The organism is Kitasatospora sp. NPDC101155 (assembly GCF_044768305.1).
Taxonomy (GTDB): Bacteria; Actinomycetota; Actinomycetes; order Streptomycetales; family Streptomycetaceae; genus Kitasatospora.
In genome coordinates this window covers 24,361-38,190 of record NZ_JBIWPN010000029.1, presented here as the reverse complement: position 1 = coordinate 38,190, position 13,830 = coordinate 24,361, and the positions used below count along the sequence as shown (strand labels likewise).

The window sequence follows — 13,830 nt, the reverse complement described above, 5'->3', positions numbered from 1 at the left end:
TGTGTTGCGGCAGATTGCTCGGCCGTTCGTCGCCGATCCGGCTTCGGGTGTGTGCGTACGGGACCGGCTCAGGGGCCTCACCGCCGAGGACGACGCGGTGTTGCGTCTGCTGGGCGGGCACCTCGGGTCTCTCGCCTCGCGGGATCTGGCCCGGCGCGTCGCCGACGGCCTGGAGCACTCGGCTGAGACGTGGGCGGCCCGCAAGCGGGGCCTCACGCCGCTGTCGTCGTCGCGTTGGGCCGGGTCCGTCACGAAGGCCACGCACGATCAGTGGGGTCTGTCCCGGCGCGCGCAGTGGCAGCACCTTCAGGGGCTGGAAGCGGGGATCGCCACGATCCGCCACCGCCTCGCGCTGCCGCTCGGCGCGAAAGGCACCAAAGGGCAGCCCGGCGGCTACCGGTCGCAGCGGGAGTGGCACGCCAAGTCGCGGCGCCTGGCGCATTTGGAGCGTGAGCACGAGCGGGTGAGGGCCGAGCGCGAGGCGGGCTGGGTGTCGGTGGTGCGCGGCGGACGAAAGCTCCTCAACAACCGGCACAACCTCCAGGCAACGGGCCAGAGCGTCGAGCAGTGGCGCGCCCGGTGGCAGGCCGCCCGCTGGTTCCTTGCGGCCGACGGGGAGTCGGGCAAGCGCTACGGGAACGAGACCATCCGGGTCACCCCGGACGGTGGGATCAGCATCAGGCTGCCGGCGCCGCTCGCGCACCTGGCCAACGCCTCGCACGGTCGGTACGTCCTGGCCTCCACCGTGTCGTTCCCGCACCGGGGCGTGGAGTGGCGCGACCGCATCGAGGCGAACCGGGCGGTGGCCTACCGCATCCACCTCGACGTCGAGCGGGACCGCTGGTACCTGGACGCGAGCTGGCAGCGCAAAGATATGCCCGCCGTGCCGCTGGAAACCCTGCGGACCGGCGAAGTGATCGGCATGGACATGAACGCCGACCACCTCGCCGCCTGGCGCCTCGACACCCACGGCAACCCCACCGGTCAGCCCCGCCGCTTCGACTACGATCTGTCCGGGACCGCCGAGCACCGTGACGCGCAGATCCGGCACGCGATCACCCGCCTGCTCCACTGGGCGAACGACACCGGCGTCAAGGCGATCGCGATCGAGGACCTCGACTTCACCGACTCCAGGACCCGCGAGAAGCACGGCCGCAAACGCCGCTTCCGCCAGCTCGTCAACGGCATGCCCACCGCGAAGCTGCGCGCCCGGCTCCTTGCGATGACCGCCGAAGCCGGAATCGGCGTGATCGCGGTCGATCCCGCCTACACCAGCATGTGGGGCGCGCAGCACTGGCAAGCTCCGCTCTCCACACCACGATGCCCTGCCAGCCGCCACCAGGCGGCGGCGGTGGCGATCGGACGACGCGCCCTCGGACACCGGATCAGGCGACGGACGGCACCGCCCCGTGCACACCAGAGCGATGTGCACGGGCATCGGACCGCCCAGGCCCGACCCGGTGGACGGGGGCGTGAGGGAAGCCGCCCCCGCGTACCCGGACCACGGACACGATCCGTCGGCGCTGAACGCGGCAGGAACGCGGTGGACCAGAACGCCCAAGACCGTTCGGGGCGTTCGGCTGAGCAAAGGTTCTGGCAACAGGACTCACTCCCGCTCAGTCTTTAGGAACGGTGTACCGGCTGATCCGTGCCAAGCACGCCGGGGCGGGCCGGCTGCCATCATGATCACCCGAACCCGAGATGCCGGAGGACCCGTGACGACCCCGCAGACCCGAGCCGCCCAGGCGCTGCGCACGGCCGTGCGGGCGCTCGGGCGCCTCGCCGTCCTGACCCTGCTGATACCCGTCGGGGCCGTGCTCTGCGTGCTGTACCTGGCGTCCTTCCTGCTCTGGGGCTGCCTCGGGATGTTCCCGCTCTTCCCGCCCGCCACCAAGGTGGTGCGCGCCGCCGCCGGCGCCGCCCGCTGGGCGTCCGGCCACTGGTCGCAGGTACCCGTACCGGTGCCGTACCAGCCGCAGCCCGTGCTGGAACGCACCCTGCACGGCTGGTTCTGGACCGGCCACGACTACCACAAGAGCCGCTGGTTCGCGGGCATGTCACGCACCCTGCGCTGGCTCTGGAACGACCCGGCGACCTGGCGCGACGCCCTCTGGGCGATCTCCGACCCGCTGGTCGGCGGGGCCGTCGCCGCCACGCCCGTCCTGCTGGTCGCCGCCGGCCTGTACGGGCTCGGCCAGTCCCTCGTGCCGTACGACCTGCCGCTCGGCGGCCTGCTCGCCCTCCTCCTCGGCCCGGTCCTGGTAGCCGGCGGCCTCGCCCTCGCCCGGCCCGCGCTGCGCCTGCACGGCCTCTGGACCCGCTCCGTGCTCGGCCCCACCGAACGCAGCCGGCTGGCCCAGCGGGTCGAGCAGCTCACCGAGATCCGGCTCGACGCCACCGAGGCCCAGGCCGCCGAACTGCGCCGAATAGAGCGGGACCTGCACGACGGCGCCCAGGCCCGACTGGTCGCGGTGAGCCTGCGGCTTGGTGCGGTGGCGGCGCTGATCGACCGTGACCCGGAGAGCGCCAAGCTGGTGGTGACGGACGCCCAGGAGAACGTCACCCAGGCCCTGCAGGAACTGCGCGACCTGGTCCGCGGCATCCACCCGCCGGTGCTCGCCGAACGCGGACTGGCCGAGGGCGTACGGGCGTTGGCACTGGACGTGCCGCTGAAGGTCGAGGTCCGGACCGAACTGCCGGGCCGGGCCGAGGCCCCGGTGGAGTCGGCGGTCTACTTCGCCGTCAGTGAGGCACTCACCAACGCCGTCAAGCACGGCGACGCCCGCCACGCCACGGTGGAACTCACGCACGCCGCAGGGCTGTTGCGGGCCGAGGTGGCCGACGACGGCCAGGGCGGGGCCGACCCCGGCAAGGGCAGTGGCCTGCGGGGCATCCAGCGCAGGCTGGCGGTCTTCGACGGTACGCTCACGGTGACCAGCCCCCCGGGGGGCCCGACCAGGCTGATCATGGAGCTACCGTGCGCGTTGTCCTCGCCGAGGACCTCGTCCTCCTGAGGGACGGACTGGAACTGCTGCTGCGCGCCCACGGGCACGACATCGTCGCAGCGGTGGAGAGCGGCCCCGAACTGGCCGCCGCCCTCGCCGAACACCGCCCGGACATCGCCGTGGTCGACGTGCGACTGTCCCCGACCCACACCGACGAGGGCCTCCAGGTCGCGCTGGCGGCCCGCCGCGAACAGCCCGGCCTGCCGGTCCTGGTCCTCTCCCAGCACGTCGAACAGCTCTACGCCCGCGAACTGGTCGCCGACGGCGCCGGCGGCGTCGGCTACCTCCTCAAGGACCGCGTCTCCAAGGCCGACCAGTTCGTCGACGCCGTCCACACCGTCGCCGCCGGCGGCACGGTCATGGATCCCCAGGTCATCACCCGCCTCCTCGCCCGCAACGCCTACGACGAGCCGCTCGCCATGCTCACGGCGCGGGAGCGGGACGTCCTGGCGATGATGGCCGAGGGCCGCTCCAACGCGGCGATCGCCCAGCGCCTGCACTTCAGCGAGGGCGCGGTCAGCAAGCACACCTCCAACATCTTCGCGAAGCTGGGGCTCGGGGCGTCGGACGACGACAACCGGCGGGTGCTGGCGGTGCTGGCGTACCTGAACGGGACGAGTGGGGCCTGAGAACGACATTCAGTACGTCGGTACGATTCACGTATGGGTGGTGCGAAGGAAGAGGCCTGGGACACCGATGCGGCGGAACGGGCGGTGGCCGTGCTGAAGGCGGTGGCCGACCCGTCGCGGTACCGGCTGCTGTGGGCGCTGAGCCGTCGGGAGCTGCCGGTCAGCGAGCTGGCCGAGCTGCTGGGTGCCCACGTGGCGGCCACCTCGCAGCACCTGGCGAAGCTGCGGGCGGCGGGCCTCGTGGTGGCCCGCCGGGAGGGTACCCGGATCTTCTACCGCGCCACCGAGGTGCGCGGCCTGCTCGCCGAGGCCGCCGTGATCGCCAACGACCTGCCGGCCCGCGGTGGCGACGGCGGCGACGGCGGTGCGACCCCGGCCGCCGCGCCGGCCGAGCAGCCCTTCGCCCGCGCCGTCCGGGCGGTCCGCCGCCGCCCCGCGACCTGAGGCCTGTCCGACGAAGCACTACGAGGACTGCTCCTCGCCGTCCCCGTCGCGGATGGCCTGGGCGCGGCGGAACAGTGCGTCGGTCTCCTCGGCGAGCACCCCGCCCAGCAGCAGCTGCGGGCGGTAGAAGGACTTGGCGGCGTCGGCCACGGCGGTGGCGGACAGGTCGATCTGGTCCAGGCCGGTGCGACGCAGTCCTTCGATCGAGGTCCCCCACACGACCCGCCCGATCCCGGCCCTTGCACAGGCGCTCATGAGTGAGTTTGTCGGCTTCTGCTGAAGTGTTGTCAAGATGCTTTCGGTTAGACCTTTTCGGGCCGTTGATGCTGTTGCGTATGCCACCATGTGCGTGGTCGAAGGAATGCCGACCCCACGTCGGGTGTGTGCATACGGGACCGACTCAAGGGCCTCACCGCCGAGGACGACGCGATGTTGCGTCTGCTGGGCGGGCACCTCGGGTCTCTCGCCTCGCGGGATCTGGCCCGGCGCGTCGCCGACGGCCTGGAGCACTCCACCGGGACGTGGGCGGCCCGCAAGCGGGACCTCACGCCGCTGTCGTCGTCGCGCTGGGCCGGGTCCGTCACGAAGGCCACGCACGATCAGTGGGGCCTGTCCCGGCGCGCGCAGTGGCAGCACCTCCAGGGGTTGGAGGCGGGGATCGCCACGATCCGCCACCGTCTCGCGCTGCCGCTCGGCGCGAAAGGCACCAAAGGGCAGCCCGGCGGCTACCGGTCGCAGCGGGAGTGGCACGCCAAGTCGCGGCGCCTGGCGCATTTGGAGCGTGAGCACGAGCGGGTGAGGGCCGAGCGCGAGGCGGGCCGGGTGTCGGTGGTGCGCGGCGGCCGAAAGCTCCTCAACAACCGGCACAACCTCCAGGCAACAGGCCAGAACGTCGAGCAGTGGCGCGCCCGGTGGCAGGCCGCCCGCTGGTTCCTCGCGGCCGACGGGGAGTCGGGCAAGCACTACGGGAACGAGACCATCCGGGTCACCCCCGACGGTCGGATCGGCATCAGGCTGCCGGCACCGCTCGCATATCTCGCCAACGCCCCGCACGGCCGGTACGTCCTGGCCTCCACGGTGTCGTTCCCGCACCGGGGCGAGGAATGGCGCGACCGCGTCGAGGCGAACCGGGCGGTGGCCTACCGCATCCACCTCGACGTCGAGCGCGGGCGCTGGTACCTGGGCGCGAGCTGGCAGCGCAAAGACCTGCCCGTCGTGCCGCTGGAAACCCTGCGGTGCGGCGAGGTGGTCGGCGTGGACATGAACGCCGACCACCTCGCCGCCTGGCGCCTCGACACCCACGGCAACCCCACTGGTCAGCCCCGCCGCTTCGACTACGACCTGTCCGGGACCGCCGATCACCGCGACGCGCAGATCCGGCACGCGATCACCCGCCTGCTCCACTGGGCACGGGCCACCGGCGTCAAGGCGATCGCGATCGAGGACTTGGACTTCACCGACTCCAGGACCCGCGAGAAGCACGGCCGCAAACGCCGCTTCCGGCAACTCGTCAACGGCATGCCCACCGCCAAGCTGCGCACCCGGCTCCTCGCGATGACCGCCGAAGTCGGGATCTCGGTCATCGTGGTCGATCCCGCTTACACCTCCTTGTGGGGCGCGCAGCACTGGCAAGCCCCGCTCTCCACACCCCGACGCCCTGCCAGCCGCCACCAGGCTGCCGGCGTGGCGATCGGCAGGCGCGCCCTCGGACACCGGATCAGGCGACGGACGGCACCGCCCCGTGCACACCAGAGCGATGTGCACGGGCATCGGACCGTCCAGGCCCGACCCGGCGACCGGGGGCGTGAGGGAAACCGCCCCCGCGTACCCGGACCACGGACACGATCCGTCGGCGCTGAACGCGGCAGGAACGCGGTGGACCAGAACGCCCAACACCGTTCGGGGCGTTCGGCTGAGCAAGGGTTCTGGCGACAGGACTCACTCCCGCTCAGTCTTTAGGAACGGTAGCGCTCGTTCCTGCGGCCCTCCTCGATCGCCTGCGCCATGAACCGCTCGTTGCCCGGCGCCGCGTACGCCACCAACCCCGCCGCACCGACCGAGCCGAGGAACCCACGCCTGTTCAACATCCCTGCCCTCCGTCCAGTTGCCGTGCCGTTACGGCAGCATTGTCCCCGGGCAGGCCTCCTCCAGCCGGTACTCCCGCCGGGCCGCGTCGTAACCGAACAGGCCCGCGTAGCGGCCCCAGTCCGTCGCCGTCTCCAGCTGCCGGTCGACCTGCTCGCTGGTGTAGTGGTGGGCGAGCAGATCACGGAAGAAACCGGCCCGGACCGTGGCGCCCGCTTCACCGCGGAGGCTGTTGGTGATCAGCCTGACCAGCGGTACCTCCACCGCCGCCGCGGCGAAGAGGGCGCGGGAGTCCTGGACGTCGGCGTGGGCGAAGGCGGTGCCGTCCTCGGTGAGGAGCAGGTCGTCGCCGTGGATCTCGGCGAAGCCGAGCAGGTCGAGGGCGTCGACCTGGGGGAGCATGTCGTCGATGTCGAGGCCGAGTTCGTCGGCGAGGTCGGCGAGGTCGCAGCGGCCGTCGCGGTGGGCGATCATCTCGGCGAGGCCGGAGAGGCCGTCGACGCTGGCGGTGGGCAGCGGGGTGGTGGCGAGGGTCCGGCGGTCGGGGCGATCCGCGTCGGGGCGGCCCGGGTCGGGGCGGCCGGGCGGGCGGGTCTCCTTGGGGCGGCCGGTCATGATCCGGTAGACCCGGTCGACCAGTTCGTCGAAGGCGGCGCAGTCGCGGTCGCGCGGGCGGTCGAGGTCGACCTCGACGGTTTCGCGGATGGTGCCGTACGGGCGGGAGCCGAGGACGACGACGCGGTCCGCCATCAGCACCGCCTCCTCGATGTTGTGGGTGACCAGGACGACGGCGCGGGTGGGGAACTGGCCGGAGTCCCACAGCTCCATCAGTTCGCCGCGCAGGTTCTCGGCGGTGAGCACGTCGAGCGCGGAGAACGGCTCGTCCATCATCAGCACGTCCGGCTCGACCACCAACGCCCGGGCGAAGCCGACGCGTTGGCGCATGCCGCCGGAGAGCTCCTTGGGGTAGGCGGACTCGAAGCCGGCCAGGCCGATCAGGTCGATGGCCTGGTCGGCGGCCCGGGCGCGTTCGCGGGGCGGCACCCCGCGGGCCTCCAGACCGAGTTCGACGTTCTGTCGGACGGTCAGCCAGGGCAGCAGGGCGAAGGTCTGGAAGACCAGCGCGGTGCCGGGGTTGGCGCCGGTGAGCGGGGTGCCGCGGTAGCGGACGGTGCCGGAGCTGGGCGGCAGGAGGCCGGCCAGGCAGCGCAGCAGGGTGGACTTGCCGGAGCCGGAGCGGCCGAGCAGGGCGACGATCTCGCCGGACCGGACGGTGAGGTCGATCCCGGAGAGCACCGGCAGTTCGCCGTCGGCCCCGGCGTAGGCCTTGGTGAGGCCGACGGTCTCCAGCAGGATCCCGTCGTCGACCGGCGTCGCCGGCGGGGCCGGGGAGTGCGGCGGGACCGGGGCCACGGGGGCGACGACGGCGCGACGGAGGAACGGCAAGCGCATCGGACGGAACCTCACTGGAGCGAGTAGCGGCGCTCGGCCAGCCGGTACAGCCGGCGCCAGAGCAGGCGGTTGAGGGCGACGACGTACAGGCTCATCACCGCCACCCCGGCGAGCAGGTGCGGGTGGTCGCCGCGTTCGGTGGCCCGGGCGATGTACGCGCCGAGGCCGGTGGCGGTCAGGGTGGTGCCGCCGAAGGTGACCACCTCGGAGACGATGGCGGCGTTCCACGCCCCGCCGGAGGCGGTGATGCCGCCGGTGACGTACGCCGGGAAGATCCCGGGGATGATCAGCCGCCGCCAGCGCTGCCAGCCGCGCACGCCGAGGTCGTCCATGGCCTCGCGCAGGTCGCTGGGGATGGCCATGGCGCCGGCGATGGCGTTGAACAGGATGTACCACTGGGCGCCGAGGGCCATCAGCAGGATGCCGCCGAGGTCGATCGACAGGCCGGTGCGCAGCAGCAGCCAGACCACCAGCGGGAAGAGGAAGTTGGCCGGGAAGCTGGCGAGGATCTGGACCAGCGGCTGGGCGATCCGGGTCAGCCGGGGCGAGAAGCCGATCTTCACCCCGACCGGCACCCAGACCACGGTGGCCACCGCGACCAGCACGACCACCCGGGCCAGGGTGGCCAGGCCGAGCAGCAGCGGCTCGCCGAAGATGCCGAGGCCGGTGCGGTGGGCGAGGTAGCGGCCGAGGTCGACCAGGCCCCAGAGCACGATGGCGCCGGAGACCAGGGCGAAGGTGACGTCCCCGGCCCGCTGCCGGGCCGGGTGGACGGCGAGCGGGCGGTCGTCGGTGCCGAACACCAGCCCGGCCCGGTTCAGCGCCCGTCCGAGGGGGCGCAGCGCCCGGCCGAGCAGGGCGGGCAGGTGGGAGCGGCGCAGCAGGTCGAGGACCGTGGAGCGCTGCACCTCGGTGGCCTCGGACTGCTCGTTGCGGAAGCGCTCGGCCCAGGCGGTGAGCGGCCGCCAGAACAGGAAGTTGACGCCGACGACGAGGACGACCATGGTGGCGATCGCCCAGCCGACGCTGCCGAGGTCCCCGGCGGCGATGGCGGCGCCCGCGTAGGAGCCGACCCCGGGCAGCGCGTACCGCTGGTTGTCGACGGTGATCGCCTCGGAGGCGACCAGGAAGAACCAGCCGCCGCCGAAGCTGAGCATGCCGTTCCAGACCAGGACGATCATCCCCGAGGGCAGTTCCACCTTCCAGAACCGCGTCCACCGGCTGCACCGGAACGACCGCGACAGTTCGTCGAGTTCGCGGGGCAGCGAGACCAGCGAGTGGTAGAAGCCGAAGGTCATGTTCCACGCCTGGGACGTGAAGATGGCGAACATGGCGGCGCACTCCAGGCCCAGCATCGAGCCGGGGAACAGGGCGAGGAAGCCGGTCACCGCGACGGTGAGGAAGGCCAGTACCGGCACCGACTGGAGGATGTCCAGCGCCGGGATCAGCACCCGTTCCAGTCGGCGGCTGCGGGCGGCGGCGTAGGCGTAGCCGAAGGTGAAGACGACCGAGAGGGCGAGCGCGGCGAACATCCGCAGCAGTGAGCGCGCGGCGTAGTACGGCAGGTGGGACGGGTCGGTGGAGACGGTGGCGTCCCGGGCGGTGGCGAACCGCACCGTGGTGCCCTGCCCCACCCGCAGCGCCAGGTAGAGCAGGACCAGCACGGCGGCCGCCACCACCGCGTCCACCCAGACCGTCCGGGTCCGGCGGCGCGCGGCCCGGGGCGGCAGCGGGCCCCGGGACAGGCCCGGGGCGGACTTCAGCAAGGACATGACGGACCTCCGGCGCACAAACCCGGGCAGTCTGCTCCCTGCCGACGTCCGTATGCAAATGGACCGGTGCCGGACCGGCCGGTCAGGCCGCCGCCTCGACGAACTCCAGCAGGTTGCCGACCGGGTCGGTGGTGTAGAAGCGGCGCCGGGGCGGCAGGCTCTCGTCCCAGACCACCTGGGCGCCGAGTTCCGCGAGCCGGACCGCGAACTCGTCGATCTCGCAGACCGCCATCCCCGGGTGGGCCTTGGTGCTGGGGCGGAAGCGCTCCTCGATGCCGAGGTAGAGCCGCACCCGGCCGCCGTCGGCGGCGAACCAGCAGCCGCCGCGCCCGGTGAGCGGCTGGGGCTTGGGGATCTCCGCCATCTGCAGCACGTCGCCGTAGAAGGCGCGCAACAGGGCCTCGCTGCCGGGTGGGGCGGAGAGCTGGACGTGGTCGAGGGCCGTGATCAATGCGGCCTCCTGTCGGACGAGGTCGGAACGGACGTGGCGTGGCTCCGGGCCGCGGCTACCAGCAGCCGGGCGGTCGGGGTGGGCAGGTCCAGGTGGCGGGCGATCCACTGGGGGTCGTGCCCGTGGGTGGCGAACACCCAGGCGGTGTAGAGCCGGTTCAGCCCCGGGGCGTCGGCGGAGAGCAGGAGCGGGCGGACCTGCTCCATCGGGAAGCCCTCCAGCGAGCGGGCGCTGAACCACTGGGTGTCGTCGTCTCCGGCCCCGGCGGCGACCCGCTCGGCGGCCGGCCGGCCCGCCCGCCGGCTCTGGGCCAGCAGCAGGGCGAGCAGCAGCCCGGCCGTCGCGGCGCCGATGAGCACGCCGGACAGGAAGGGCCGCAGCGGGGCCGGGGCGAGGGCGAGGGCGGCGGTCTGGAGGACGAGCAGGAGGAGGACGCCGCACAGGGCGGTCCCTCTGCCGGTCCCGGGGAACAGGGCGGTTCTGGTCATGTGCGGCGTCCTCCTTCGGTGGTGCGGTGGGTGCGGCTGCCGGCTCGGGCGGCCTCAGGCGGCGCGGACCAGCCGGGGGTCGTACTTGTAGCCGATCTGCCGGACGGTGGCGATCGCCTCCCGGTGGCCGGGGCCGAGCTTGCGGCGGATCCGGGCTATGTGGGTGGCGATGGTGCGGGTGTCGCCGGTGTCCGGCCGGCCCCAGACCGCCTCCATCAGCTGGCGGCGGGAGTGCACCCGCAGCGGGTTGCCGACCAGGTGCGCGAGCAGTTCGAACTCCAGGTACGGCAGGTCGAGCTGCTGGCCGTCGACGGTGACGGTGCGCTGATCGGGGTCGACCACCAGTCCGGGGTCCGGGCTGATGACGGGGCGCGTGGCGGCCGGTGCGGCCGGTGCGGCCGGTGCGGGGCGCAGGTGCCGCACCGGTGCCGGGACGGCGGGGGCGGCGGCGTGGTCCGAGAAGATGGCTTCGAGCCTGGGGTAGCGCACGGCCATGGCGGAGCTCCTTCGTCGGGTCGAAACGAGTCGGGGAAGTGGTGGGTCAGAGGCCCGGGTGCCAGGAGGCTTCCAGCCGGGCCGTCCCGTTCGGGGCGGTGACGGTCCGCCAGCTGGACCGCATCGGCAACGGGCGGCCGCTCGGCACGGTCGCGGCCGGCCCGGCGACGGCCTGCAGGACGGGGTTGTCCAGCGGGCTCGCTGCCAGGCGTCGGCCCACCGCGGCGAGGGCGGCGCGCAGTCGGCCGGGGTCGGTGGACGGAAGGGCGGGCTGGAACGCGGCAACGATGGACATGGCAGGTCACCTCCGTGACGGGACAATGAAAAATGAGCAAGTGCGCCGATGTGCGCGGTAATCGATGAAGACTCAGGCAGCGGTCGCGGTGGCGGCCCGGTGATGGGCGGCGGCGTGGGCGAGGCGGTGCGCGGCGGCCGGCGGGAGGTCCGCGAAGGCGGCGAGCCAGTCCGGGCGGTGCCCCTGGCGGGCGAGCAGGTAGGCCAGGTGGACGCGCGGCTCGTACGCGGAGGCCGGGCTGTTGGGCGTGCCCGAGTGGGGGCAGGCGCCGGGGTCGTCGAGGCGGTAGGCGCGCTCGACGCCGTCGTACAGGGCGAGGCGGACGCTCGGGCAGTGGTGGAGCAGGGGGGTGGTGCGCATGGCCGTACTCCCTTCCTTCCCCCTGGTGCGGGGTGGTTGAGGGTTCCGGGTCGGGGCCGGGGGCGGCGGGGCTCATTTCGAGGCGCCGCCCCCGGCGTCCGGGTCAGTGGCTCAGGGCGGTCTGGACGATCTTGATGATGACCATGACCATCGCGATCAGCAGGTAGGTGCGCAGGGCGCCCATGCCGATCTTGCGGGCGGTGGACATGACCGGCCGCTCCAGCGTCTCCAGCGGGGGCATCCGCCAGCTCTCCCGACCGGTGCGGTCGATCGGGTCCTCCTTGGTGCCGCGGCGGCCGAAGGTGAAGAAGTACCCGGCGACCAGCACGCCCGCCACACCGCAGCCGGCCATGATCCACAGGAGCGCGTCGGAGCTGATGTCAGGCCAGACCACGGCGGCGGTCAGGATCAGCGACAGCATGACCAGGATGCCGACCACGGCGGAGGTGAAGGCGTTGGTCTTGGGGCCGTTGCGCCAGGGGCCGAGTACGGCCTTGTCGTTGCAGAGCAGCAGCAGGAAGACCGTGGCGGAGGGCAGCAGCACACCGGCCAGCACCTGGACGAACTGGGTCATCAGGCCCTGGGCGTAGTCGGTGGACAGCAGGGTGATCGCCGCGGCCACCACGACCACGCCGGCGTAGATGCCGTAGAAGCCCTTGGCGCCCTTGACCCCGCGGTGCAGCGAGTGCTTGATGCCGAAGACGTCGCCGATGGCGTAGGCGGTGGACAGCGACACCGCGAAGGCACCGATGATCGAGGCGTCCAGCAGCGCGATGGCGAACAGCACGCCCACCAGGTGTCCGGCCTTGTCCTCCAGGCCCTTGGCGATGCCGGCCGCGTCGGTGAAGTTGCCGAAGCCGTCGGTGCCGTCGAAGGCGGCGGCGCAGAGGCCCATCATGGCGGAGGCGCCGATGATCACGATCGCGATGCCGATCCACAGGTCGGCCTTCTCGTACTTCATGAAGCGCGGGGTGATGCGCTTGTCGATGACGTACGACTGCTGGAAGAACAGCTGCCAGGGGGCGACGGTGGTGCCGACGATGGAGACGATCAGCAGCATGACGGTCGCGAGCTCACCCGAGGCGCCCGGCATCTGCGGCACCACGAAGTCGTGGGCCATCTGCGAGGTCTTGGGGTGGACCATGAAGTAGATCGGCACCAGCAGCAGCGAGCCGACGCACAGCGTCACCGCGACCCGCTCGAAGCGCTGGAAGGAGCCGGTGAAGGCAGAGGCGATGATGACCGCCGCCGCCAGCACCACCGAGGCGACCTTGGGCAGGCCCAGGTACCCGGCCGCGAGTGTCACGCCGATGAACTCGGTGACCAGGGTCAGCGCGTTCAGCAGGAAGAGGTCGATGACGCTGAACGCGCCCCAGAACTTGCCGAAGCGCTCCAGGATGAGGCGGGCGTGGCCGACGCCGGTGACGGCGCCCAGGCGCAGCACCATCTCCTGGTTGACGTAGAGCACCGGGATCAGCAGGGCCAGCGTCCACAGCAGCTGGGTGCCGTAGTTCTGGCCGGCCTGGCCGTAGGTGGAGAAGGCGCCGGCGTCGTTGTCGCCGACCATCACGATCAGGCCGGGGCCGACGATCGCGAGCAGGGTCTTGAGTCTTGCTGAAAGACCCTGGCGTGGTGCGTCGTCATCGAGCTTGATGGTGCCGAGCGCACCCTTGATGTCGCCGACGTGGGCGTCGTCAAGTACCGCCGAACGCTGCGGCGGAACCTTCGAGTCGAGTGTGGCGTTGGTGGTCATGGCGTTCCTCCCGTGGGCCCCTGACAGGTGGGGCGGTTGGGGGCACGCGGCAGCAGTCCCCCCTGCGTGCGGGCACGGCGCGTCGGCGCGCGGCGGTGCGCGCCCGTTCGGGCACGGCGGAGCCGCGTGCGTGGTGCTCAGTGCTGATGCGTCGTCGGATGTACGCGCAGGGAAGGTTGTTACCGCGTGCCAGAGGTGTACGGGGTGTACGAGGACAGGCGGAGGTAGGGGCTACTGTGGCCCGGACTACTGCAATCCATGTCTCTCGCCTCCTCCCGGTCGACGCACCCCGTGGTGCGTGTCATCGACGCGGCAAGGAGTTCGCCGGCGCGCGAAGCGACCGCCGGCTCACCCCAACTCGTCAGAGCTTTGGCACTCCACGGCGTGTCCAACCCCCTTGGGCCGGAAGCCACTTCGGATCAACCCTTAGGTCGGGAAGATCTGTCCTAACCCTGGGCGTCTCTCGACGTCGTCGGATCAGTGGCCTGTGTCCGTGAAGAAGCCTCACCGAACGAGGTGCCTTCTTCAAACCTCCAGAAGCATAGACCGGCCGGAGGTCTATACTTGCGCACTTGGTAGAACCTTTACCTTTGTGAAGGGG

The 13,830-nt window shown here is 72.0% G+C and carries 15 protein-coding genes and 1 riboswitch; of the genes, 5 read left to right on the top strand and 10 right to left on the bottom strand.

Annotated features, from left to right (window positions below; genetic code table 11):
* The first annotated feature begins 49 nt into the window (after positions 1–49).
* From ACIRYZ_RS32040 to ACIRYZ_RS32025, 4 genes are all read left to right on the top strand, one after another.
* Complete coding sequence (locus ACIRYZ_RS32040) at positions 50–1,627, top strand: IS200/IS605 family accessory protein TnpB-related protein (protein ID WP_402951059.1); 1,578 nt, start codon at positions 50–52, stop codon at positions 1,625–1,627.
* Between the two features lie 88 nt (positions 1,628–1,715).
* Positions 1,716–3,014, top strand: a complete 1,299-nt coding sequence (locus ACIRYZ_RS32035) for a sensor histidine kinase (RefSeq protein WP_402951056.1) — start codon at positions 1,716–1,718, stop codon at positions 3,012–3,014.
* Positions 2,978–3,634 carry a LuxR C-terminal-related transcriptional regulator gene (locus ACIRYZ_RS32030; RefSeq protein ID WP_402951053.1) on the top strand — a complete coding sequence of 219 codons (657 nt, stop codon included), beginning with the start codon at positions 2,978–2,980 and terminating at the stop codon, positions 3,632–3,634. Before ACIRYZ_RS32035 ends, ACIRYZ_RS32030 begins: the two co-directional genes overlap by 37 nt.
* Before the next feature lie 33 nt (positions 3,635–3,667).
* Positions 3,668–4,078 carry an ArsR/SmtB family transcription factor gene (locus ACIRYZ_RS32025; RefSeq protein WP_402951050.1) on the top strand — a complete coding sequence of 137 codons (411 nt, stop codon included), beginning with the start codon at positions 3,668–3,670 and terminating at the stop codon, positions 4,076–4,078.
* A gap of 18 nt (positions 4,079–4,096) precedes the next feature.
* Here the strand turns inward: ACIRYZ_RS32025 and ACIRYZ_RS32020 are convergent, their stop codons facing one another.
* A complete protein-coding gene (locus ACIRYZ_RS32020) occupies positions 4,097–4,333 on the bottom strand; it encodes a hypothetical protein (protein WP_402951047.1) in 237 nt (78 codons plus the stop codon).
* A gap of 126 nt (positions 4,334–4,459) precedes the next feature.
* Between ACIRYZ_RS32020 and ACIRYZ_RS32015 the strand changes: the two genes are divergently transcribed.
* Positions 4,460–6,037 (top strand): IS200/IS605 family accessory protein TnpB-related protein, encoded by a 1,578-nt coding sequence (locus ACIRYZ_RS32015; protein ID WP_402951044.1) that lies wholly within the window; start codon positions 4,460–4,462, stop codon positions 6,035–6,037.
* Here ACIRYZ_RS32015 and ACIRYZ_RS32010 read toward each other — a convergent pair.
* The 9 genes from ACIRYZ_RS32010 to ACIRYZ_RS31970 form a co-directional block, all read right to left on the bottom strand.
* Positions 6,034–6,165 carry a twin-arginine translocation signal domain-containing protein gene (locus ACIRYZ_RS32010; protein WP_402951041.1) on the bottom strand — a complete coding sequence of 44 codons (132 nt, stop codon included), beginning with the start codon at positions 6,163–6,165 and terminating at the stop codon, positions 6,034–6,036. The genes ACIRYZ_RS32015 and ACIRYZ_RS32010 overlap by 4 nt on opposite strands.
* Positions 6,166–6,193: 28 nt before the next feature.
* Positions 6,194–7,615 carry a nitrate/sulfonate/bicarbonate ABC transporter ATP-binding protein gene (locus tag ACIRYZ_RS32005; RefSeq protein WP_402951038.1) on the bottom strand — a complete coding sequence of 474 codons (1,422 nt, stop codon included), beginning with the start codon at positions 7,613–7,615 and terminating at the stop codon, positions 6,194–6,196.
* Between the two features lie 11 nt (positions 7,616–7,626).
* Positions 7,627–9,387, bottom strand: coding sequence for an ABC transporter permease (locus ACIRYZ_RS32000; protein WP_402951035.1), 1,761 nt, complete (start codon positions 9,385–9,387; stop codon positions 7,627–7,629).
* A gap of 82 nt (positions 9,388–9,469) precedes the next feature.
* Complete coding sequence (locus ACIRYZ_RS31995; protein ID WP_402951032.1) at positions 9,470–9,838, bottom strand: glyoxalase; 369 nt, start codon at positions 9,836–9,838, stop codon at positions 9,470–9,472.
* Positions 9,835–10,326 (bottom strand): hypothetical protein, encoded by a 492-nt coding sequence (locus tag ACIRYZ_RS31990; RefSeq protein WP_402951030.1) that lies wholly within the window; start codon positions 10,324–10,326, stop codon positions 9,835–9,837. Before ACIRYZ_RS31990 ends, ACIRYZ_RS31995 begins: the two co-directional genes overlap by 4 nt.
* 54 nt (positions 10,327–10,380) lie before the next feature.
* Positions 10,381–10,821 carry a winged helix-turn-helix domain-containing protein gene (locus tag ACIRYZ_RS31985; RefSeq protein ID WP_402951027.1) on the bottom strand — a complete coding sequence of 147 codons (441 nt, stop codon included), beginning with the start codon at positions 10,819–10,821 and terminating at the stop codon, positions 10,381–10,383.
* Between the two features lie 46 nt (positions 10,822–10,867).
* A complete protein-coding gene (locus tag ACIRYZ_RS31980; RefSeq protein ID WP_402951024.1) occupies positions 10,868–11,116 on the bottom strand; it encodes a hypothetical protein in 249 nt (82 codons plus the stop codon).
* Positions 11,117–11,188: 72 nt separating this feature from the next.
* Entirely contained in the window at positions 11,189–11,476 is a 288-nt protein-coding gene (locus ACIRYZ_RS31975; RefSeq protein WP_402951021.1) for a hypothetical protein, read from the bottom strand.
* 103 nt (positions 11,477–11,579) lie between these two features.
* Positions 11,580–13,229 carry an NRAMP family divalent metal transporter gene (locus ACIRYZ_RS31970; protein WP_402951018.1) on the bottom strand — a complete coding sequence of 550 codons (1,650 nt, stop codon included), beginning with the start codon at positions 13,227–13,229 and terminating at the stop codon, positions 11,580–11,582.
* 345 nt (positions 13,230–13,574) lie between these two features.
* Positions 13,575–13,752, bottom strand: a riboswitch (M-box (ykoK) riboswitch).
* Positions 13,753–13,830 lie beyond the last annotated feature (78 nt).